Origin of the sequence: Actinomadura rubrisoli (assembly GCF_004349215.1) — a bacterium.
In the GTDB taxonomy this organism is placed as follows: Bacteria; Actinomycetota; Actinomycetes; order Streptosporangiales; family Streptosporangiaceae; genus Spirillospora; species Spirillospora rubrisoli.
In genome coordinates this window covers 1-20224 of sequence record NZ_SMKU01000066.1, presented here as the reverse complement: position 1 = coordinate 20224, position 20224 = coordinate 1, and the positions used below count along the sequence as shown (strand labels likewise).

17 protein-coding genes are annotated in these 20224 nt (G+C 71.4%); 3 read left to right on the top strand and 14 right to left on the bottom strand.

Translation table 11 applies throughout. The features are described 5' to 3' along the window. Positions 1 to 117: 117 nt before the first annotated feature. The 5 genes from E1298_RS15380 to E1298_RS15360 form a co-directional block, all read right to left on the bottom strand. Entirely contained in the window at positions 118 to 2724 is a 2607-nt protein-coding gene (locus E1298_RS15380) for a type 1 periplasmic-binding domain-containing protein (protein ID WP_131893681.1), read from the bottom strand. A 470-nt stretch (positions 2725 to 3194) separates the two neighbouring features. Then, the gene (locus E1298_RS15375) at positions 3195 to 4331 is read right to left on the bottom strand and encodes an NAD(P)H-dependent flavin oxidoreductase (RefSeq protein ID WP_131893679.1); all 1137 of its coding nucleotides are present in this window, start codon (positions 4329 to 4331) and stop codon (positions 3195 to 3197) included. Between the two features lie 80 nt (positions 4332 to 4411). Next, the gene (locus tag E1298_RS15370; protein WP_131893677.1) at positions 4412 to 4807 is read right to left on the bottom strand and encodes a Zn-ribbon domain-containing OB-fold protein; all 396 of its coding nucleotides are present in this window, start codon (positions 4805 to 4807) and stop codon (positions 4412 to 4414) included. Between the two features lie 3 nt (positions 4808 to 4810). Beyond that, a complete protein-coding gene (locus E1298_RS15365; protein ID WP_131893675.1) occupies positions 4811 to 5977 on the bottom strand; it encodes a thiolase family protein in 1167 nt (388 codons plus the stop codon). A 126-nt stretch (positions 5978 to 6103) separates the two neighbouring features. Further along, entirely contained in the window at positions 6104 to 7060 is a 957-nt protein-coding gene (locus tag E1298_RS15360; protein WP_131893673.1) for a GlxA family transcriptional regulator, read from the bottom strand. 101 nt (positions 7061 to 7161) lie between these two features. Here E1298_RS15360 and E1298_RS15355 point away from each other — a divergent pair, with 101 nt between their 5' ends. Then, on the top strand, positions 7162 to 7851 hold the full coding sequence (locus E1298_RS15355) for an HD domain-containing protein (RefSeq protein ID WP_131893671.1): 690 nt from the start codon (positions 7162 to 7164) through the stop codon (positions 7849 to 7851). 97 nt (positions 7852 to 7948) lie between these two features. Here the strand turns inward: E1298_RS15355 and ehuA are convergent, their stop codons facing one another. From ehuA to pip, 9 genes are all read right to left on the bottom strand, one after another. Then, positions 7949 to 8827 (bottom strand): ectoine/hydroxyectoine ABC transporter ATP-binding protein EhuA, encoded by an 879-nt coding sequence (gene ehuA, locus E1298_RS15350; protein WP_131893669.1) that lies wholly within the window; start codon positions 8825 to 8827, stop codon positions 7949 to 7951. Next, complete coding sequence (gene ehuD, locus E1298_RS15345; protein ID WP_131893667.1) at positions 8814 to 9467, bottom strand: ectoine/hydroxyectoine ABC transporter permease subunit EhuD; 654 nt, start codon at positions 9465 to 9467, stop codon at positions 8814 to 8816. Before ehuD ends, ehuA begins: the two co-directional genes overlap by 14 nt. Next, entirely contained in the window at positions 9467 to 10186 is a 720-nt protein-coding gene (ehuC, locus tag E1298_RS15340) for an ectoine/hydroxyectoine ABC transporter permease subunit EhuC (RefSeq protein ID WP_131893665.1), read from the bottom strand. The genes ehuD and ehuC overlap by 1 nt, the downstream gene beginning before the upstream one ends. Positions 10187 to 10190: 4 nt before the next feature. After that, positions 10191 to 11084, bottom strand: coding sequence for an ectoine/hydroxyectoine ABC transporter substrate-binding protein EhuB (gene ehuB / locus E1298_RS15335; protein ID WP_131893663.1), 894 nt, complete (start codon positions 11082 to 11084; stop codon positions 10191 to 10193). A gap of 97 nt (positions 11085 to 11181) precedes the next feature. Then, positions 11182 to 12090 carry an ectoine hydroxylase gene (thpD, locus tag E1298_RS15330; RefSeq protein ID WP_131893661.1) on the bottom strand — a complete coding sequence of 303 codons (909 nt, stop codon included), beginning with the start codon at positions 12088 to 12090 and terminating at the stop codon, positions 11182 to 11184. After that, on the bottom strand, positions 12090 to 12485 hold the full coding sequence (locus tag E1298_RS15325) for an ectoine synthase (RefSeq protein WP_131893659.1): 396 nt from the start codon (positions 12483 to 12485) through the stop codon (positions 12090 to 12092). Before E1298_RS15325 ends, thpD begins: the two co-directional genes overlap by 1 nt. A 69-nt stretch (positions 12486 to 12554) precedes the next feature. Further along, positions 12555 to 13817 carry a diaminobutyrate--2-oxoglutarate transaminase gene (gene ectB, locus E1298_RS15320; protein ID WP_131893657.1) on the bottom strand — a complete coding sequence of 421 codons (1263 nt, stop codon included), beginning with the start codon at positions 13815 to 13817 and terminating at the stop codon, positions 12555 to 12557. A gap of 144 nt (positions 13818 to 13961) precedes the next feature. Beyond that, positions 13962 to 14510, bottom strand: coding sequence for a diaminobutyrate acetyltransferase (gene ectA, locus E1298_RS15315; RefSeq protein ID WP_131893655.1), 549 nt, complete (start codon positions 14508 to 14510; stop codon positions 13962 to 13964). Between the two features lie 586 nt (positions 14511 to 15096). Further along, positions 15097 to 16059: a prolyl aminopeptidase gene (pip, locus tag E1298_RS15310; protein WP_131893653.1), complete on the bottom strand. Its 963-nt coding sequence runs from the start codon at positions 16057 to 16059 to the stop codon at positions 15097 to 15099. A gap of 299 nt (positions 16060 to 16358) precedes the next feature. Here pip and E1298_RS15305 point away from each other — a divergent pair, with 299 nt between their 5' ends. Together E1298_RS15305 and E1298_RS15300 are read left to right on the top strand one after the other, a co-directional pair. Further along, positions 16359 to 18044, top strand: coding sequence for a coiled-coil domain-containing protein (locus E1298_RS15305; RefSeq protein WP_131893651.1), 1686 nt, complete (start codon positions 16359 to 16361; stop codon positions 18042 to 18044). 605 nt (positions 18045 to 18649) lie between these two features. Further along, positions 18650 to 20224 (top strand): CTP synthase (locus E1298_RS15300; RefSeq protein ID WP_131893649.1); only part of this gene is annotated, 1575 nt, incomplete at its 3' end.

Here is a 20224-nt window from a genome sequence, read left to right as displayed (position 1 = left end):
ATGACACTCGACTCGATGAACTGTATGAAGCGCCCCCTACGGCAATCCACTCCCACTCATGAGACCGCGGGCACGCCGTTTCGGTTGCCTCCGGGAGCCTTTGCGGCCAATGTCGGGTCAGCAGGGTTTGAGGCCGGGGGCCTCGGCGCCGCCGTTGAGGCGGCCGCAGATCGGGGTGGACTGCGGACGGCCGTCCTTCAGGGTGACCTTGACGACGGTGAGGCCGCGGCTGACGGGCCGGACGGGCTCCCTGTGGTCGCCGGTGAAGTCGATGTTGCCGGTGGCGGAGCCGCCGCGCTTGACCCGCAGGATGCGCAGCTCCTCCAGGACGGCGCCGGCGGTGACGGAGCGGCCGCCGGTCACGAGCCGGCGGCCGAGGAAGTTGTAGGCGTTCTGCGCGGCCTCGCTCAGCGCGATGGTCGCGTCGAAGGTCAGGGCCATCTGCCCGTCCACGAGCAGCGGTTCGGCCGGGCGGACGCGGGGGACGCCGATCGCGAGCCTGCCGCGCGCCATGAGGAAGAAGTCGTCGGTCAGGTCGGCGTTGTTCGCGATGAGGTTCGGCAGGTGGACGAACGCGGTGTGGTAGACGGTGGTGTTCTGCGGGAGCCGCACCTCGTGGGGGCCGGTGCCGAACCGGGACCTGGTGACGTCGTCGCCGGCCAGCAGGACAAGGCGGTTGCGCGTGCAGCCGCCCTGGACGAGACCGTTCATCAGGCCGGGCAGGTCTTCCGCGCGACCGGCGAAGTACACGAGGGTGTAAGGGGCGCCGGGTTTCTCGCAGGCGGCCTTGACCTTGCTGGAGATGTCGCCGGTGCCGACGTAGGTGACCCTGTCGGTGACGCTGGGCGCGAGCACGCGCTTCACGTCGTTCGCGATCTCGCTGCTGTAGACGTCCTTGGACGGGCCTGAGGAGCGGTGGACGAGCATCGCGTGCTTGATCGGCCCCTTCACCCCCGCGTCGCGCAGGGCGGCCCGGCTGGCGGCGGCCTCCTCGTAGTTGGTGGCGGCGAGCCGGTAGTAGTGGTCGACGCCGGGCAGCTGGTCGGAGGAGTTGACGGTGTTGACCACGGGCAGCCCGGCGCCGGTCAGCCGCTCGATCGCGGTCCTGGACGGGCCGGTGTTGCGGCCGAAGCCGGCGACGCCGACGATGGACGGGTCGTGCCGGGCGAGGTGCAGGATGCGGTCGGCGGTCTCGACCGAGAGCGCCATATCCTGCCCGGCGTTGGCGGGCAGGATCCGGAGCTTGAGCGAGTTGCCGATCTCGCCGGGGTTGCCCCGGTGGTTGTTGCGGATCTGGGCGAGGTAGGCGCCCGCGAGGTCCCGGATGCTGCTGACGGTCAGTTCGCTCTGGCCCGCGCTGGCGGTGAAGATGCCCGCGTAGACCATCGTCGCGTACGGCTCGCCCTCGCGGACGACGCGGCGGTTCTCCTCGTCGATCTTCCGCTGGAGGTCGGCGAGGGTGATGTGGCCGCCGGTGTTGGCGGTGGACGGGCGCCGCAGGTCGCCGTCCAGGCCGATGCTGTCGGCGCCGCGTTCGAACCGGACGCCGTGGGTGGAGACGCCGACGCACTCGCGGCTGCCGTCGGCGTTGGTCTGCTGGCGGGTGTCGCCGTTCCAGCCGAAGGGTAAGCCGACGCTGCAGTAGGTGGCGCGCAGGTGGGTCTGGGCGAAGGTCAGGACGATCGCGCACACCAGGGCGCCGGCGATGAGGCCGCGCCACGACCACAGCCACGTCCAGCGCGGACGGCGCCGGACGGCGAGGCCGGGCCTGTCGTCGGCGGCGGGGTCGCCGCCGACGGGGATCCGCAGCAGCCAGGGCAGCGGGACGGACTCGCTGGGGCCCTGCGCGATGCCGAGGGACGACCGCCAGTAGTCGTAGCGGGCCTTGGGGGCGCCGGTGCCGGGGGCGGGCCCGCCGAGCCAGTCGTCGCGGGTGTCGGCGTCGAGGGTGGCGATGACCAGCAGCGGGTGGAACTCGCTGCGGCGGGTGCGGATGTCGCTCATCGCCGACAGCACGGCCAGGCCGCCGCCGCGGCGGGACACACGGGGCAGGAACACCACCGGCGGGGCGGGGCGCTTGAAACCGCGCAGGCTGGGCGCGAGCCGCCGGTGCTGGTCGCGGATGTCCTCCAGCAGCGCGAACGTCTTGATCTGGAGCAGGAACCTGGCCGCGTCGGGCTTGGTGAGCCGTTCGGACACCCGGTGCAGGCGGCGCTCGAAGCCGAGGTCGTCGCCGTCGCCGAGGACGGCGAAGAACGACGTCCGGGCGAACCAGCGGTAGCGGCCGCCGAAGCCGATGCGCGACAGGACGGGCAGCCACACCGGCCGCGCCGAGAGCCCGGCGACGAGCAGCAGGACCCCGGCGAGGACGGCGGCGGCCTGGATCGTCCGGACGAGGTCGGAGCGGGGGAAGCGGAGGCGGCCGAAATGGGAGCTGGTGCCGCTCCAGGTCAGCGGCTGGGAGATGGCGTCGACGAGGGCGATCGCGGCGGCCTCGCCGTCGGGCGCCCCTGCGGCCTCGGGGGAGATCACCGACAGGCCCATCTCGCTCGCGAGGCTCTTGAGCACGTCGAGGTGCTGGTCAGGGGCGTCCTGGCCGGAGGCGGGTTCCAGGACGGTCACCGGGAACGGGCGGGTGTCCAGTCGCAGGGGCAGCCGGCCGGTCATCCAGTCGAAGAGCGCGAAGAGGCCCCGTCCGGCCTCGGGCGGTAAGGGGTTGCCCACGGCTGGCCTTTCCTGGCGGCGGGGTGCGGAACGCGTTGCCTTCCGAGAAGCCTAGGTCCGCCGACGCCGCACCGTCATGCGGCGGCCGATCCGCCCGCCGCAAATAAGCAGATAGTTACCTTAGGGGCAACAAGCGAAGCGTTGCGATCGCGTGCGAAGCCAGGTTCGAGCGTGCGAGAACCTGATCGCGCAGCGAGCCGCTAGGCGAGTCGGAGCGATGCGGTGATCGCCGCAGTGCCCGCTGAAGGTCAATACAGCTAGCGCCTGACGCCAAGGGCACTGCATTAAGCGGGTTGGTAGTTGCCTCAGGTGTCGACAACCTCAACGTTGCGATCGCGTGCGAAGCCAGGTTCGAGCGTGCGAGAACCTGATCGCGCAGCGAGCCCCTGGGCGAGTCGGAGCGATGCAGCGATCGCCGCAGTGCCCGTCGAAGGAAGGCGCCCCAGCGCCTGACGCCAAGGGCACTGCAATTAGTACGCGCCCAGGCGCTCGACGGCGTCCGCGAACTCCTCGATCATGTCGTAGACGACCTGGCGGGCGGGCTTGACGGTGTTCATCAGCCCGACGCACTGCCCGACGAAGTAGTTGGCCAGCTCGCGGGCGCCCGGGTTCCCGGACTCGGCCACCTTGGTGATCTGCCGCATGGCCCCCTCGGCGATGATCATCTGGAGCGGCATGCCGAGGGGGCCGGGGCTGGCGGGCCCCTCCCACTCGTCGGTCCAGGCGGAGCGGAGCTGGCGGGCGGGCTTGCCGGTGCGGGACCGGGACCGGACGGTGTCGCGGGACGTGGCGGCCAGCATCTTCTGCTTCACCGCGGGCGAGGTCTCGGCCTCCTCGGTGGTGAGCCACACCGAGCCGCACCAGACGCCGGACGCGCCGAGGGCCATGGCGGCGGCCATCTGCCGTCCGGTGGCGATGCCGCCCGCGGCGAGGACGGGGACGGGCGCGACGGTGTCGACCACCTCCGGGACCAGGACCATCGTGGAGATCTCGCCGGTGTGCCCGCCGGCCTCGCCGCCCTGCGCGACGATGAGGTCCGCGCCCGCGGCGACCTGGCGGCGGGCGTGCTCGGCGGTCCCGACCAGGGCCGCGACGGGGACCCCGGCCGCCTTGGCCTTGTCGACCATGACGGGCGGGGGAGTGCCGAGAGCGCTGGCGATGAGCCGGATCGGGTGGGCGAGCGAGACGTCGATCAGCTCCCCGGCGCCTTCCTTGGTCACCTGCGTCCCGCCGCGCGCATCGGAGCGCTTGGCCTTCTCGAAGTCGGGCAGCGGGACGCCGTACCGTTCGAACAGGCCGATGAGAAAGCTCCAGTGCTCCTCGGGGACGGCCGCGAGCATGGTGTCCAGCCCGCCTTCGCCGCGTCCGGCCCGCTCCGCCGAAGCGTCGATCTTGCCGGGGACGAGGACGTCGACGCCGTAGGGCCGTCCGCCGACGTGGTCGTCGATCCAGCGCAGCTCCTCCTCCAGCCGCTCGGGCGAGTAGGCGACGGCGCCGAGCACGCCGAGCCCCCCGGCATTGGTGACGGCGGCGACCACGTCGCGGCAGTGGCTGAAGGCGAACAGGGGGAACTCGATGCCGAATCGCTCGCAGACCTCGGTGCGCATCCCCCGACGCTAGTGGACCGAACGTCATTCGGTCCAGGGGGTGGGCCGGACGGACGGCCCGCGTGCGCCGGCCGGCGGGGTCAGGGACGGAAGAGGACGTACGACTCGCCCTCGCCCGGGTGGACGAACGAGGCGCGCAGCGGCAGGCCCTCGCGCAGGGCGTCCCGCTCGACGCCGTCCAGGCGGGCGTGCAGCCACGGGCCCTCGGCCAGCTCCACCAGCGCCAGGATCGCCGGGGACGGGACGGTGCCGTCCCCGGCGGGCCGCCCGTGGGTGATCGTCCAGGTCACCAGGGTCGCCGCGCCGCCGGCCTCCGCCCAGCCGAGGTCCTCCTCGCCGCAGCCGGGGCAGGCGACCGCGTCCGGCGCGAACCAGCGGTCGCACGCCGCGCAGCGCCTGACGACGAGGCGATCGGCGGCGGTGCCGTCGAAGAACGGGTCGGTGCGCCCGTCGCGCCGCAGGACCCCGATGTCCATCGCTCAGCGCTCCTTCGCGCGCGGGCTGACGATCAGCGTGCAGTGGTGGTCGAGGATGCCGCCGTTCCCGCTGACCAGGATCACCTCGCTGGACGGCGCCTGGCGTTCCCCGCCGTCCCCGCGCGCCTGCACGACCGCCTCCGACAGCGGCGTCATGCCCCACATGTAGTACGCCGACAGCTGCCCGCCGCCGGTGTTGGTCGGCAGCGACCCGCCGGGCCCGAGGGCGCCGGACGCGGCGAACGCGCCGCCCTCGCCCTTGGCGCAGAACCCGTAGTCCTCCAGCGACACCAGGACCGTGTAGGTGTAGCAGTCGTACAGCTGGCACACCTCGACGTCGGACGGCGCGATCCCGGCCATCCGCATCGCGGCGGCCCCGGACGCGGCGGCGCCCGTCGCCAGGCCGAACCCGCTGCCGCGCTCCTTGCGGTGCCCGGGGTGCCCCTGCCCCCAGCCCCAGATGTGGACGGGCGGGCGGGCGAGGTCGCGGGCCCGGTCGGCGCCGGTGACGATCACGGCGACGGCGCCGTTGCTGACCAGGCAGCAGTCCAGCAGGTGCAGCGGCTCGGCGACCCAGCGGGACGCCTGGTGGTCGGCGATGGTGATCGGCTCGCGCAGCTGCGCGAGCGGGTTGCGCGCCGCCCACTCCCGGGTCGACACGGCGATGGCGCCGAGCTGCTCGCTGGTCGTCCCGTAGCGGGCCATGTGCCGCTGGGCGGCGAGCGCGTAGAAGGCGTTGACGCTGCGCAGGCCGAGCGCCGCGGTCATGCCGCCGAACCCGTACCACTCGCGGGCGTCGCGGTGGTAGGCCGCGCCCGCCGGCTGCTCCGGCTTGAGCGGCGCGTCCGCGAACACGCAGGCCACGGTCGTCGCGGCGCCGCTCAGCACCGACATCGCGGCGTAGGAGACCATCGCGCCGGCGGTGGCGCCGAAGGCGTTCAGCTGGCTGAGCAGCCGCAGGTCGCGCAGGCCGAGGGTGTCGGCCAGCTCGATGCCGGGGGAGCCGCCCAGGCCGTGGCTGACCAGCAGGCCGTCCAGGTCCCCCAGGGCCAGCCCGGCGTCGGCGGCCGCGAGCCGCACCGCGTCGGCGGCGAGGCGCCGCGGGCTGCGCCCGTAGACCCGGCCGAGCTCGGTCATCCCGAGCCCGGCGATGGCCGTCCCGCCGGTCATGGAGCCGTACCGTCGATCATGGGTGTGCGCGTCCCCTCCCGCGTTCCGTGTCCGCCACGTTACCGAATGCCGTTCGGTGACTCCACGGCCGGGGCCCGTGAGAACGATCACCCGCGCGCCGCGCCGTCATGGGGCGCGGGCGCGGAAGGTGTCGCGGTAGACCTGCGGTGAGGCGCCCACCCGGCGGGCGAAGTGGGCGCGCAGTGTCACCGGGGACCCGAACCCGGACGCGGCGGCGACCCGCTCGACCGGCAGGTCCGTGCCCTCCAGCAGCTCCTGCGCCCGGCGGATCCGGGCGCCCGACAGCCACCGCAGCGGCGTCGTGCCCGTCTGCTCCCGGAACCTGCGGGTCAGCGTGCGGACGCTGACCGACGCGTGCCGGGCGATGTCGTCCAGGGTCAGCGGGCGGTGCAGGTTGGCCTCCAGCCAGGCCAGGACCGGCTGGAGGGCGGTGCCGCCGTCCGCCGGGTCCTCGTGCCGGATGTACTGCGCCTGCCCGCCGTCCCGCTGCGGCGGCATGATGATCCGGCGGGCGGTCCGCGCGGCCGTCGCGGCGCCGTGGTCGCGGCGGACCAGATGCAGGCACAGGTCGATCCCCGCCGCCACGCCCGCGGACGTCAGGACCTGCCCGCCGTCCACGAACAGCACCGACGGGTCGACCTCCACGCCCGGATGGAGCCGGGCCAGCCTGCGCGCGTACAGCCAGTGCGTGGTCGCGCGCCGCCCGTCCAGCAGCCCGGCCGCGGCCAGGACGAACGCGCCGACGCAGATGGAGGCGATCCGCGCGTCCCTCGCCGCCGCGTCGCGCAGGGCGTCCAGCACCTCTCCGGGCGGGCTCGCCAGGTCGTCGTGGCCGGGCACGACGATCGTGTCGGCCGTGGCCAGCGCGTCCAGCCCGAACGGCGTCTCCACCCGCATGCGTCCGAGCTGGGCGGACGTCAGGGCGCCGCCGGGCCCGGTGCACACCCGCGTCTCGTACAGCGGGACGTCGCGGTCGGTGGTGGACGAGCCGAACACCTGGCCCGGGACGGCCAGGTCGAACGCCACCACCCCGTCCAGGGCGAGGACCGCGATGATGTGCATGGCCAGAACGTAGCGCACATCGGCAGTCCGGACACTGGCCGGGTCTCCCGCCCCTGTCGGACGATCGGTGGCGTCCGTCCGGGACGTCCCCGGGACGTCCGATGACCTTCGAGGAGACCGCCGTGGCCGACCGTTTCGCCGAGTTCGCGATGCCCGACACCGACCTGACCCGCAAGGCGTACGACCTGGTCTTCGACACCGAGCCGACCTCCGTCGCCCACCACAGCGCCCGTACCTACCTGTTCGCCCGCGCCGTGGGCGGGGCGCGGGGTCTGCGGCCCGGCTCCGACTACGACGACGAGGTGCTGTTCCTGTCGTGCGTCCTGCACGACGTGGGGTTGACCGCGCAGGGCGACGGCGACCAGCGCTTCGAGGTGGACGGCGCGGACGTGGCCGCCGCGTTCCTGCGCGACCACGGGCTCGCCGACGACCGGGTCCAGATCGTCTGGGAGGCGATCGCCCTGCACACCAGCCGCGGCATCGCGACCCGGATGCGCGCCGAGATCTCCCTCACCCACGCCGGCACCGGGCTGGACGTCGTCGGGCCGGACGTCGGCGAGCCGGGCGTCGACGCGCTGCCCGAGGGGTTCGCGGACCGGGCGCACGCCGCCTACCCCCGCCTGAAGCCGGGATGCGGCGTCCACGAGGCCATCCTCGCCCAGATCGCCCGCGACCCGGGCAAGGCGCCCATGGGCTCGATGCCCTTCGAGTTCGCGCGGCAGGCCGGCGCCGCCATCACCGTCCCGATCTGGACGGAGGTGGTCGCGCGGGCCTGGCCGGGCGTCGCCTGACCGCGCCCCGGCGGAGGGCGCGACGGCGCGGGAGTCGCCCGCGCCCCCGGGGCGACGGGGACGCGGGCGACGCGGGCGGTGAGCGGCGGCCCGGGGCTCAGGAGGCGAGAACCGCCTGGAGGAAGTCCCGGGTGCGCTGCTCGGACGGCTCGCCGAAGATCCGGTCCGGCGGCCCCTCCTCGACGATCTGGCCCTCGTCGAACATCAGGACCCGGTCGGAGATGTCCTTGGCGAAGCCCATCTCGTGGGTCACGCACAGCATCGTCAGGTCGGACCCGCGGGCGATGTCGCGCAGCAGGTCCTGCACGCCGACGACCAGCTCGGGGTCCAGCGCCGAGGTGACCTCGTCCAGCAGCAGGACCCGCGGCTCCATCGCCAGCGCCCGCGCGATGGCCACCCGCTGCTGCTGCCCGCCCGACAGCTGCGACGGATGCGCGTCGATCTTGTCGGCGAGCCCCACCATGTCCAGCAGGCCCCTGGCGCGCTCGACCGCCTCGTCCTTGGGCACCCCCAGCGCCCGCACCGGCCCCTCGGTGAGGTTGCGCAGCACGTTCATGTTGGGGAACAGGTTGAACTGCTGGAACACCATGCCGACCTGCTTGCGCATCTCGTGCAGGTGCCGCTGGTTGGCCGGGACGCGCTTGCCGCCCTTGTCCATGTGCCAGAGCGTGTCGTCGCCGATCCAGATGAGGCCCTCGTCGAGCTTCTCCAGCGTCATCAGCAGCCGCAGGATCGTGGTCTTGCCCGAACCGCTCGGCCCGATGAGCGTCACGCGCTCGCCCGGCGCCACGGTGAAGTCGAGCTCGCGGAGCACGACGTTGGCCCCGAACCGCTTGACCACCTTCTCGAAGCGGATGCCGGGCGCGCCCCCGCGCGGCAGCACCGCCGACGGCCCGGGACCGTCGCCCTTCTGCACGGAGATGCCCGGCACCTCCTCGGGCGTCGGGGTGTCTGGTGTGGTGTCAGTTGGTGGCATAGCGCCTCTCCAGGCGGCGGAGGAGAATCGAGGAAATAACGCTGACCACGATGAACAGCACGCCCACCATGGTCATCGGCTCCAGGTACTCGAACGTCCTGGCCCCCACGGACCGGGCGGAGGTGAGCAGTTCGGTGACGCCGATCGCCAGCAGCAGCGGCGAGTCCTTGAACATCGCGATCAGGTAGTTGCCGAGCGTCGGGATCACCTTGCGGATCGCCTGCGGCAGGACCACGCCCAGCCAGACCCGCGACCTCGGCAGGTTCAGCGCGGTCGCCGCCTCCCACTGCCCGCGCGGGACGTCGGCGATCCCGGCCCGGTAGACCTCGGCGGTGTAGGTCGAGTAGTGCACCCCGAGCATGATCACGCCGACGGTCAGCTTCCCGAACGTCAGGCCCCAGGAGGGCAGGACATAGAAGGCGAAGAACAGCTGCGGGATCAGCGGGGTGCACCGGATGAACTCGGTGACCCACCGCACCGTCTGGCGGACGACCACGTTCGGCGTGCGGCGCAGCAGCGCCCACACCAGGCCGAGGACGACCGCGATCAGATAGCCCAGCAGCGTCGCGATGATCGTGTAGCGCAGGCCCCGCAACAGGTCGGGGAGGATGTCGCCCGAGTACTGCCAGTCCCATTCCATCAGCTGGACACCCCCGCTCCCGGAGCGCCCGCCGCGATCGTCCCGAGCGAGGGCTCACGGGAGGGACGCCGGCCGAGCATGCGGTCCACCCGGCGCTCGGCGAGGCGGACGAACAGCTGCAGGGCCTGCGCGATGACGAAGTACAGGACGAGGACCAGCGAGAAGGCCGCGACCGTCTCGCCCGTGCTGCTCTGGAGGTTCTTGGAGACCTGGGTCAGGTCGGCCAGGCCGACCAGCGACACGATCGCCGTTCCCTTCATCAGCTCGATCAGCAGGTTGCCGAACGGGGGCAGCATCAGCGCGAAGCCCTGCGGGACCAGCACGCGCCGCATCCGCTGGTAGGGCGAGAAGTTCAGCGCCACCGTCGCCTCGTACTGCGCCCGGGGCACGGCCTTGATCGAGCCGCGCACCACCTCCGCGCCGTAGGCGCCGACGTTCAGGCCGAGCGCGAGCACCGCCGCGAACATCGTCGAGGTCAGCTTGATGCCGACGAGGGGCAGCGCGTAGAAGAACCAGAACAGCAGCACCAGCGTCGCGGTGCCGCGGAAGAACTCCACGTACACGCGGTTCAGCACCCGGATCCACGCGTGCCGCGAGGTGCCCGCCAGGCCGAAGACCATGGCGAGCACCAGCGCCACGCCGCTGCCGTAGACCGTGAGCTGGAGGGTCATCCACGCGCCCTTCAGCCACTGCTCATAGCCGTCGAGGACTTCGGACACGGGATCAGCCCTGGCAGAACTTGGCGGCGGTGTCGGCCGGGCCCGGCATCTCGCTCTGGGTGAAACCGAACGGCTGGAGGATCGGCAGCAGCCGGTTGCCCTTCTTCAGCTCGGCGAGCTTGCCGTTGAAGGCGCTCAGCAGGTCGGTGTCGGCCTTGCGGAACGCGAACGCCCCGGCGCCGAGCTGCGGCTTGCCGTCGATGACGGGCGTGAACGGCTGGGTGACCTCGTACGGCTCGTCCTTGTGCTTGGACAGCAGGTCGGCCAGCGAGATGCGGGTCAGCCAGATGCAGTCGATGCGCCCGGCCTTCAGGCTCTCGAACCCGCTCGCCTGGTCGGGCACGACGGTGATGTTGCCCTTCTTGACCCCGCTCTTCTCGGCGTAGCCCTGCTCGACGGCGCCCTCCAGCACCCCGACCTTGACGCCCTTCTTGCCGGGGTCCTCCTGCTTCAGCAGACCCTTCGGGTTGCCCTTGCGGACCATGAACGCGCTCTTGGCCACGTACTCGGGGTCGGAGAAGGCCACCGACTTGCAGCGCTCGGGCGTGGGGAACATGCCGGCCGCGACCAGGTCGAACCGCTTGGCGTTGAGCCCGCCGATCAGGCCGCTGAAGTCGACCTGGACCCCCTCGACCTTGTCGATCCCGAGCTCCTTGAAGATCACGCGGGCGAGCTCGGGCGCCTCCCCGGTCAGCTTGCCGGACTTGTCGGTGTAGCCGTAGGGAGCCTCGTTGGCGAAGCCGACGGTGATCTTGCCCGCGTCCTTGGCCTTGTCGAGCGAGCCGCCGCCCGACTTCTCCTTGTCCGGGTCCGTCGTCGAGCAACCCGCGGCGGCCAGCGGCACCGCCGCGGACAGCAGGACGGCGGAACGGAGGAAGTCGCGTCTCGAGGAAGTCATCGTTGAACTCCTGGATGGTGTGCCGCCGCGCCCGCGGGGGGCCGGAAGCCCCCCGCGGGCGCGGGGCCGATGGGTCGGGGATATCGAGTTGGAGCGGTCAGGCGCCGACCGGGGTGAAGTCGCGGGCCCCGATGAACGAGGGACGCGGCGCGGGCGCCGAGAACGGCTCGACGCACGTGTTCTCCACGCTGTTGAACACGACGAACACGTTGGAGCGGGGGAACGGGGTGATGTTCCCGTTCGAGCCGTGCATGCAGTTGCAGTCGAACATGGTGGCAGAGCCCGCGGGCCCGGTGAACAGCTCGATCCCGTGCTTGTCGGCCAGAATCGACAGGCTGTTGGGGTCGGGCGTGCCGACCTCCTGTCCGCGCAGGGACTCCTTGTAGTGGTCGGCGGGGGTCTCCCCGACGCAGGCCACGAAGGTCTTGTGCGAGCCAGGCATGATCATTAGCCCGCCATTGTGCACGAAGTTCTCGGTGAGCGCGATGGAAATGCTCACCGCGCGCATCCGGGGCATGCCATCCTCCGCGTGCCAGGTCTCGAAATCGGAGTGCCAGTAGAAGTCCTTGCCAGTGAACCCTGGCTTGTAGTTGACCCGGCTCTGGTGGACGTAAACCTCCGAGCCGAGAATCTGCCGGGCCCGGCCGACCACGCGGGGATCGCGGACGAGCGCGGCGAAGACCTCGCTGATCTTGTGGACCTCGAAGATGGAGCGGACCTCGTCCGAGCCGCGCTCGGTCACCGTGCGCTCGTCGGCCAGGATCCGCGGATCGGTGGCCAGCCGCCGCAGCTCGGCGCGGAAGTCCTCCACCTCGTCCGGCGCGAGCAGCTCGTCGACGGACAGGTAGCCGTTGGCCTCGTAGGAGTCGAGCGTCGCGGCGTCGATCGGGCCGGCCTCCGGGCCGGCGTACACGACGGGGTCCTGCCGGTACAGCAGCGCGGCCTCGGCGCACTTGCGGGTGGGGTAGGCGTCGTCGATGGTGGGATGGGACTCGATGATGCTCATCACGCGTCCTCCTCGGTGAGCAGCGGATAGATCCCGTTCTCGTCGTGGACCTCCCGGCCCGTACAGGGCGGGTTGAAGACGCAGACGGTCCGCACGTCCGTGTGAGCCCGCAGGGTGTGATGCTCATGCCCGTCCAGCAGGTACATCACGCCGGGCTCCAGGGGGTGCTTCTCGCCGGTCTCCTCGTTGACCAGCTCGCCTTGGCCCTCGATGCAGTAGACGGCCTCGATGTGGTTGGCGTACCACATCCTCGTCTCCGTGCCGGCGTACAGGACGGTGTCGTGCAGCGAGAAGCCGACGCCCTCCTTGGCCAGCACGAAGCGGCGGCTGCGCCAGGTCTCGGCCCGCACGTCTCGGTCCGTGCCGGCGATCTCCTCAAGGGAACGAACGATCATGAATCTCCTCTTTCGGGGTGGGTCCGGATGCGCCTCGATGCCCTGGACGGCCAGGACGGCCAGGACGGCTCAGGCGGGCACCGTCGAGCGGACGGCCTCCAGCGAGTCGGCGATGATCTCCAGGCCGCGGCCGAGGTCGGCCTCGGTGGTGGTGAGCGGCGGCAGCAGCTTGACGACCTCCCCCTCCGGGCCGGAGGTCTCCATCAGCAGCCCGCGCTCGAACGCCTCGGCGCACACCTTCGGCGCGAGCTCGGCGTCGGTCATGACCAGGCCCCACGCGAGGCCGCGGCCGCGGACGCACTCGACGGCCCCCGAGTGCGCGAGCGCGATCTCGTTCAGCGCCGTCTCGACCTGCTGGCCCTTGGCGAGGGTCTGCTTCTCCATCCCGGCGCCCGCCCAGTAGTCCTCCAGCGCGGCGACGGCGGTGACGAACGCGGGGTTGAACCCGCGGAAGGTGCCGTTGTGCTCGCCGGGCTCCCACACGTCCAGATCGCGGCGCATCAGCGTGACCGCGAACGGCAGCCCGTAGCCGCTGAGGGACTTGGACAGGCAGACGATGTCCGGGGTGATCCCGGCCTCCTCGAAGCTGAAGAACGGCCCGGTGCGGCCGCAGCCCATCTGCACGTCGTCGACGATGAGCAGGATGTCCTGCCGATGGCACAGGTCCTGGAGGTGGCGCAGCCACTCGGCGGTGGCGACGTTGATGCCGCCCTCGCCCTGGACGGTCTCCACGATCACCGCGGCGGGCTTGTCCAGGCCGCTGCCGCTGTCGTCCAGCATCGTCTCGAACAGCAGGAAGTCGGGCGTGCGCCCGTCGAGATAGTTGTCGTACGGCATCGCCACGCCGTGGCCCAGCGGCACCCCGGCGCCGGTGCGCTTCATCGAATTCCCGGTGACGGCGAGCGCGCCGAGCGTCATGCCGTGAAAGGCGTTGGTGAAGCTGACGACGGTCTCGCGGCCGGTGTACTTGCGCGCCAGCTTCAGCGCCGCCTCGACCGAGTGGTTGCCCGCCGGACCGGGGAACTGCACCTTGTAGTCGAGCCCGCGGGGGCCGAGGACGTACTCGTTGAACCGTTCCAGGAAGTCGCGTTTCGCGGTCGTGTACATGTCAAGGCTGTGAACGATCGCGTCACGGGCCAGATAGTCCATCAGCCTGCGTTTCAGCTGAGGGTTGTTGTGTCCGTAGTTCAGGGTTCCCGCGCCGGCGAAGAAATCGAGGTAGGTGCGCCCGTTCTCAGCGGTGATGTGGCTGCCCCGGGCGGTGGTGAACACCGCCGGCCAGCCCCTGCAGTAGCCGCGGACTTCCGATTCCATGCGGGCGAAAACGTCCATGTTCTGCCTCCGGCAGGTTGGAGAAGGAGCGGATGGATGGAGCGGTCGGGACGGTCGTGGGACGGGTGGACGGTGGTTCGCGCGGCGGCGGGGCCGCCTCGGGCGGTCGCCCTCGGCGGGCGCCGGCGCGCTGGGTGACCGCCGTCAGTTCACGGCGGTGAACGGGCCGATCCGAAAGAGCACCTCGGGCTCGTGTCCCCTCTCGGGGAAGTGCTCCGCGCCGAACAGGGGGCTGCGCTCCAGGCCACAGCCGCGGTCGCGGGCGAAGGATTCGAACATCGCGGTGGAGGCGGCGTTGCCCGGCGTCACGGTCGCCTCCATGAACCGGTGGCCGCGGTCGGCCAGCCGGTCGCCGAGCCGGTCCAGCATCCGGCGGGCCAGGCCCCGCCCGCGGTGGGTCTCGGCGACGGCCACCTGCCAGACGAAGCACGTGTCGGGACGGGCCGGGCGGACGTAGCCGGTGATGAATCCGGCCGGGACACCACCGATCCGGGCCAGCACGGAGGTCTCGGCGAAATCGCGGCACCAGAGCGCGTAGCTGTAGGGCGAGTTGACGTCCAGGACCCGCGAGTCCCGGGCGAGCCGCCATAGCTCCGGGCCGTCGGCGAGGCTGGGCACCTGGAGTTGCACGTCCGCGTTCGTCTCGTTGCCGGCGGGGCGTCGGGTCGGTGATTCCAGGGGTTGCGCTGCCATGTCCAGGCAACTTAGCGAATCTTGCTGCGTGATCGCTCGGGATTGTTATCGGCGAGATGTTTAGAACCGACGCGCAGCGGGTAGGGCAATAGGCTTGCGAATTTCGGGGTTATTTCGGCCATGTCAACGCGGGGCCGGGGCCTGTCTTTCCCCCCGCTACGCAGGAGGGACGACCGAATGGGCGGACTCCGCCGCGCGCGGCCGGTTTGCGCGCCACTTTAGTGATTTGTTGCGTCGCCGCGAGAGATTTTGTATATCGGTTGTGTGAGGTGAATCACTCGGATTTCCTGACAACGCGGGGGCGACCGCGGGCGTCGGCGGGTGTCCGAGGAGGTCCGGCCGGTCCACGGCGTACTGGGACGGATGGGGGCACAGGCGTCCACGCGCGTCCTGAGAGGCCCCATTTACTTGCCTTCAAGTCCAGACCTGGCTTATGGGACGGTAAGACTCCCCTTGCGCCTGAGATAGAGAACCGGGGGTTTCCGGCCGACCTCGGGGGCCGTTCGGGGCCTCGCGGGAAGCGAGGCCCCCGCCCGGTTCCGGACCTACGGGCGGGCCGTTGAGGCACGTCCGTATCGGGGGGTGCTCAGCGAGCGAAGCGGTCGGTCGCCTCGATGAGACGGTGCAGGATGCCGGGCTCGCTGTAGGCGTGGCCCGCGTCGTCCACGATGTGGAACTCCGCCTCCGGCCAGGCACGATGCAGGTCCCAGGCCGTCGCCGCGGGCGTGCACACGTCGTAGCGGCCGTGCACGATCACGGCGGGGATGCCGCGGATCTTGTCCACGTCCCGGATCAGCTGCCCGTCCTCGAAGAAGCCCCCGTTGACGAAGTAGTGGTTCTCGATGCGGGCGAACGCGACCGCGTAGTCCGGCTCGCCGAACCCGCCCGCCAGCTCCGCGTCCGGCAGCAGCGTGACCGTCGAGCCCTCCCACATCGACCACGCCTTGGCCGCCGCGACCCGCACCTCCCGGTCACCGGAGTTGAGCCGCTCGTGGAAGGCGGACATGAGGTCCTCGCGCTCGTCCTCGGGGATCGGCTCGACGAACCTCTCCCACAGGTCGGGGAACAGCAGCGAGGCCCCCTCCTGGTAGAACCAGTACAGCTCGAACGGCCGCAGCGTGAAGATGCCGCGCAGCACCAGCTCGGTCACCCGCTCCGGATGCGTCTGCGCGTACGCCAGCGACAGCGCGCTGCCCCAGCTCCCGCCGAACACCAGCCACCGCTCGATGCCGAGATGCTCGCGCAGCCGCTCCATGTCGTCCACCAGATGCCAGGTGGTGTTCGCCTCCAGCGACACCTCCGGGTCCTTGGCGTGCGGCAGGCTCCGGCCGCAGTTGCGCTGGTCGAACAGCACGATCCGGTACGCCTCGGGGTCGAACTGCCGGCGGTGCGCCGCGCTGCACCCGCCGCCGGGCCCGCCGTGCAGCATGACCGCGGGCTTCCCCTGGGGATTCCCGCAGACCTCCCAATAGATCCGATTGCCGTCGCCGACGTCGAGCAGCCCGGACTCATACGGCTCGACCGGCGGATACAGGGTGCGAAGCTCCATGGTGCGCGATTGTCCCACCAGCGCTCGCGGTGTCCGCGTTCCCGCCCCCGGAGGATGTGACCCATGGCACCGTGGAGGGGGGCCGCGCGGTCCCGCACAGGGTGTGATCAGGCGTCCGGCGTGCGGCAACGCACCTTGAGGATCAAGAAACTAAACCCCAAACTGGGCAAACGCTCCGCGGGTCGGCACTAGAGTGCCTTTCGTGAGCGAAGCGACGAGCCGTAGGGCGAGGAGTGAGCGAGCACCATGTCCATGGCAGCCCCGCGAACGCGGCTCCGAGCCGCCAGGCGAGGAACAAAGTGAGTGAGCTGAACGGATCGGGTGGTTCGCGCGGGATCCCGGACGCGGGCTCCCCCTGGCCCGCGATGGGACGGGGCACCGACGTGCCCGTGCCGGCCGCCCAGCAGCCGATACAGATGGCCAAGCCCGGCGAGGCGACACGCCCCGAGGTCGAGCAGCCCGAGGCCCAGCCCTGGGACATCGTCGAGCGCCTCCGCCAGATGGCCGACCTCATCGGCGACGCGCTCGCCGCCGGGGAGCGCAAGGTCAGCGAGGCGCAGACCGAGACCGCCTCCCAGGTCGCCGCCGTCCAGGCCGAGAAGGAGTCGGCGCAGCGCGACGCGGCCGCCGCGTGGGGCGAGGTGCAGCGCGCCCGTGGTCAGGCCGAGCAGGCCGACCGCCGCGCCGTCGAGGCCGAGCGCCGCGTCGTCGAGGCGCAGAACGAGGCCGCCGCGCAGCTCGCGGCCGTCCAGGCCGAGAAGGAGTCGGCGCAGCGCGACGCCGCGGCCGCGTGGGGCGAGGTGCAGCGCGCCCGTGGTCAGGCCGAGCAGGCCGACCGCCGCGCCGTCGAGGCCGAGCGCCAGGTCGCCGACGCCGAGCGCCGCGCCGCCGAGGTCCAGAACGAGGCCGTCACCCAGATCGCCGCGCTCCAGGGCGAGAAGGAGGCCGCCCAGCGCGACGCGGCCGCCGCCTGGAACCAGGCCCAGCAAGGACGCGCGCAGGCCGACCAGGCGCGCGGCCAAGCCGAGCAGGCCCGGGTCCTGGCCGACCAGGCGCGCGCGCAGGCCGAGCAGGCCCGCGCCCAGATGGAGCAGGCGCAGGCCCAGGCCGAGCAGGCCGAGCGCCGCGTCGCCGAAGCCGAGGCCACCGTCCGGCAGGCCATACAGCAGCGCGACGCGATGAGCGAGGCCCGCGACGACGCCCTCCGCGCCGTCGAGGACGCCGTCGGCGGCCGCCGATCCGCCGAAGCCGAACGCGACCGCGTCGCCGAGCAGGCCGGAGAGCTCTCCCGCGCCCTGGAGTCCGCGCACAGCGAGCTGTCGACGCTGCGCGCCAAGGCCACCGACGCGGAGATGACCGCGCAGAACCTCCAGCACGCCGTCGTCGCGGCCGGCAAGGAGGCCGACGAGACCCGCCGCCGTGCCGAAGCCGCCGAACGCCGCGCCCAGGAGAACGAACGCCGCGCCCAGGACTCCGAACGCCGGAGCCAGGACGCCGAACGCCGCGCCCAGGAGGCATCGGTCCGCGCCGAAAGCGCCGAGACCGAACGCCAGCAGGCCCTCGACACCGCCGCCCAGTCACTGGAAGCCGCCAAGAAGGCCGAACGCGAACGCGACGCCAACGCCAAGGCCCGCGAAGCCGCCGAACGCACCCGCGAAGGCGCCGTCCAATCCCAGGCCCGCGCCGAATCCGAACTGACCCTGGCCCGCGGCCGCGCCGACCAGGCAGGCCGCGAGCGCGACAAGGCCGTCGCCGGAATGCGGCAAATGGCCGCCGAACGCGACGCCATCGCCGAAAAGCTCGCCGAACGCGACCAATGGGTCGACCAACTCGCCCAAGCCGTCACCGAGCAGCGCGCCCAGATCGCCGAACTCTCCCAAGAACGCGACGCCGCCCGCAACGCCGCCGACCAGGCCCGCTCCCTGATCGACGAACTAACCAGACAACTCCGCACCATCATGCCCACCGGAGCTCCGCGTATATAGCATTGCCCTCGGCGTCAGGCGCTAGGGCGCCTTCCTTCAACGGGCACTGCGGCGATCGCTGCATCGCTCCGACTCGCCCAGGGGCTCGCTGCGCGATCAGGTTCTCGCAAGCTCGAACCTGGCTTCGCACGCGATCGCAACGCTGAGGCCGTCGACACCTGAGGCAACTACCACCCACCTACTGCAATGCCCTCAACGCCAGGCGTCAGCACGCGCTTCGCCAACGGGCGCCACGGTGATCGCTGTGTTTATTGCAGTGCCCTTGGCGTCAGGCGCTAGCTGTAGCGCACTAGCCTTCGGCGGGCGCTGTGGGGATCGCTGCATCAGGCACAGCGGTCAGCACACCGCACCGGGAAGAATGTACGAACCCCAGCGGTCGACGACCGGGACGTTGCGATCGCGTGCGAAGCCAGGTGCGAGCGAAGCGAGAACCTGATCGCGCAGCGAGCCGCTAGGCGAGTCGGAGCGATGCCAGCGATCGCCGCAGTGCCCGTTGAAGGAGGGCCTCCAGGGCCCGACGCCGAGGGCACTGCAATGGGACTGTTATTCTGGTGGCCCGTGGACAGTGAGCCTGTTCGCCTCGCAACGACCACGGGAGTGTCTTCTTGCCTTCGGCAGCCACTGGTAGGTCACGTCCTACCAAGCACCTCTTCGTCACCGGCGGTGTCGCCTCCAGCCTCGGCAAGGGACTGACGGCGTCCAGCCTTGGACGGCTTCTCACTCTGCGTGGCCTGCGGGTCACCATGCAGAAGCTGGACCCCTACCTTAACGTCGACCCGGGCACGATGAACCCGTTCCAGCACGGCGAGGTCTTCGTGACCGACGACGGGGCCGAGACCGATCTGGACATCGGTCACTACGAGCGGTTCCTCGACACCGAGCTTCACGGGTCGGCCAACGTCACCACCGGGCAGGTGTACTCCAACGTGATCGCCAAGGAGCGGCGCGGGGAGTACCTCGGCGACACCGTGCAGGTCATCCCGCACATCACGAACGAGATCAAGGACCGGATCCGCGGGATGGCCGACAGCGATGTCGACATCGTCATCACCGAGGTCGGGGGGACGGTCGGGGACATCGAGTCGCTGCCGTTCCTGGAGTCGGTGCGGCAGATCCGGCACGAGATCGGGCGGGACAACTGCTTCTTCCTGCACGTGTCGCTGCTGCCCTACATCGGCCCGTCCGGGGAGCTGAAGACCAAGCCGACGCAGCATTCGGTCGCCGCGCTGCGCTCCATCGGCATCCAGCCCGACGCGATCGTGTGCCGCTCCGACCGGCCGATCACCGACGGGCTCAAGCACAAGATCAGCCTGATGTGCGACGTGGACCGCGAGGCCGTCGTGTCCGCCGTCGACGCCGCCAGCATCTACGACATTCCGAAGGTGCTGCATTCGGAGGGGTTGGACGCCTACGTCGTGCGCCGCCTCGGCCTGCCGTTCCGCGACGTCGACTGGGGCGCGTGGGACGAGCTGCTGCGGCGCGTCCACAAGCCCGCGCGCGAGGTCACGATCGCGCTGGTCGGCAAGTACATCGACCTGCCCGACGCCTACCTGTCGGTCACCGAGGCGCTGCGCCACGGGGGGTTCGGCAACGACGCCAAGGTCCATATCCGGTGGGTCAAGAGCGACGACTGCGAGACTCCCGAGGGCGCCAAGCGCGAGCTGGACGGCGTGGACGGCGTGCTGATCCCCGGCGGGTTCGGTGTTCGCGGGATCGAGGGCAAGCTCGGCGCGGTCCGGCACGCCCGCGAGAACCGTGTCCCGCTGCTCGGCATCTGCCTCGGCCTCCAGTGCATGGTCATCGAGTCCGCCCGGACGCTCGGGGGCCTCGCCGACGCCGGCAGCGCCGAGTTCGACGCCGTCACCGCGCACCCCGTCGTGGCGACCATGGCCGACCAGGTCGACGTCGTCGCCGGTGAGCGCGACATGGGCGGGACGATGCGGCTCGGGCTCTACCCCGCCGACCTCGCCGAGGACTCCGTCGTCCGCGCCCTGTACGGGGAGGCGAAGGTCTCCGAGCGGCACCGGCACCGCTACGAGGTCAACAACGCCTACCGCGAACGGCTGGAGCAGGCCGGGCTGCGGTTCTCCGGCCTGTCGCCCGACGGGCGCCTCGTGGAGTACATCGAGCTGCCCCGCGAGCAGCACCCGTTCTTCGTGGGCACCCAGGCGCACCCGGAG

Bases quoted from the DNA above. Each gene is read 5' to 3' on its own strand.
- E1298_RS15375 (WP_131893679.1), bottom strand. From the start codon at position 4,331: ATGCGCACCGAGGTCTGCGAGCGATTCGGCATCGAGTTCCCCCTGTTC.
- E1298_RS15370 (WP_131893677.1), bottom strand. From the start codon at position 4,807: ATGGACATCGGGGTCCTGCGGCGCGACGGGCGCACCGACCCGTTCTTC.
- E1298_RS15365 (WP_131893675.1), bottom strand. From the start codon at position 5,977: ATGACCGGCGGGACGGCCATCGCCGGGCTCGGGATGACCGAGCTCGGC.
- E1298_RS15360 (WP_131893673.1), bottom strand. From the start codon at position 7,060: ATGCACATCATCGCGGTCCTCGCCCTGGACGGGGTGGTGGCGTTCGAC.
- E1298_RS15355 (WP_131893671.1), top strand. From the start codon at position 7,162: ATGACCTTCGAGGAGACCGCCGTGGCCGACCGTTTCGCCGAGTTCGCG.
- ehuA (WP_131893669.1), bottom strand. From the start codon at position 8,827: ATGCCACCAACTGACACCACACCAGACACCCCGACGCCCGAGGAGGTG.
- ehuD (WP_131893667.1), bottom strand. From the start codon at position 9,467: ATGGAATGGGACTGGCAGTACTCGGGCGACATCCTCCCCGACCTGTTG.
- ehuB (WP_131893663.1), bottom strand. From the start codon at position 11,084: ATGACTTCCTCGAGACGCGACTTCCTCCGTTCCGCCGTCCTGCTGTCC.
- thpD (WP_131893661.1), bottom strand. From the start codon at position 12,090: ATGAGCATCATCGAGTCCCATCCCACCATCGACGACGCCTACCCCACC.
- E1298_RS15325 (WP_131893659.1), bottom strand. From the start codon at position 12,485: ATGATCGTTCGTTCCCTTGAGGAGATCGCCGGCACGGACCGAGACGTG.
- ectB (WP_131893657.1), bottom strand. From the start codon at position 13,817: ATGGACGTTTTCGCCCGCATGGAATCGGAAGTCCGCGGCTACTGCAGG.
- ectA (WP_131893655.1), bottom strand. From the start codon at position 14,510: ATGGCAGCGCAACCCCTGGAATCACCGACCCGACGCCCCGCCGGCAAC.
- pip (WP_131893653.1), bottom strand. From the start codon at position 16,059: ATGGAGCTTCGCACCCTGTATCCGCCGGTCGAGCCGTATGAGTCCGGG.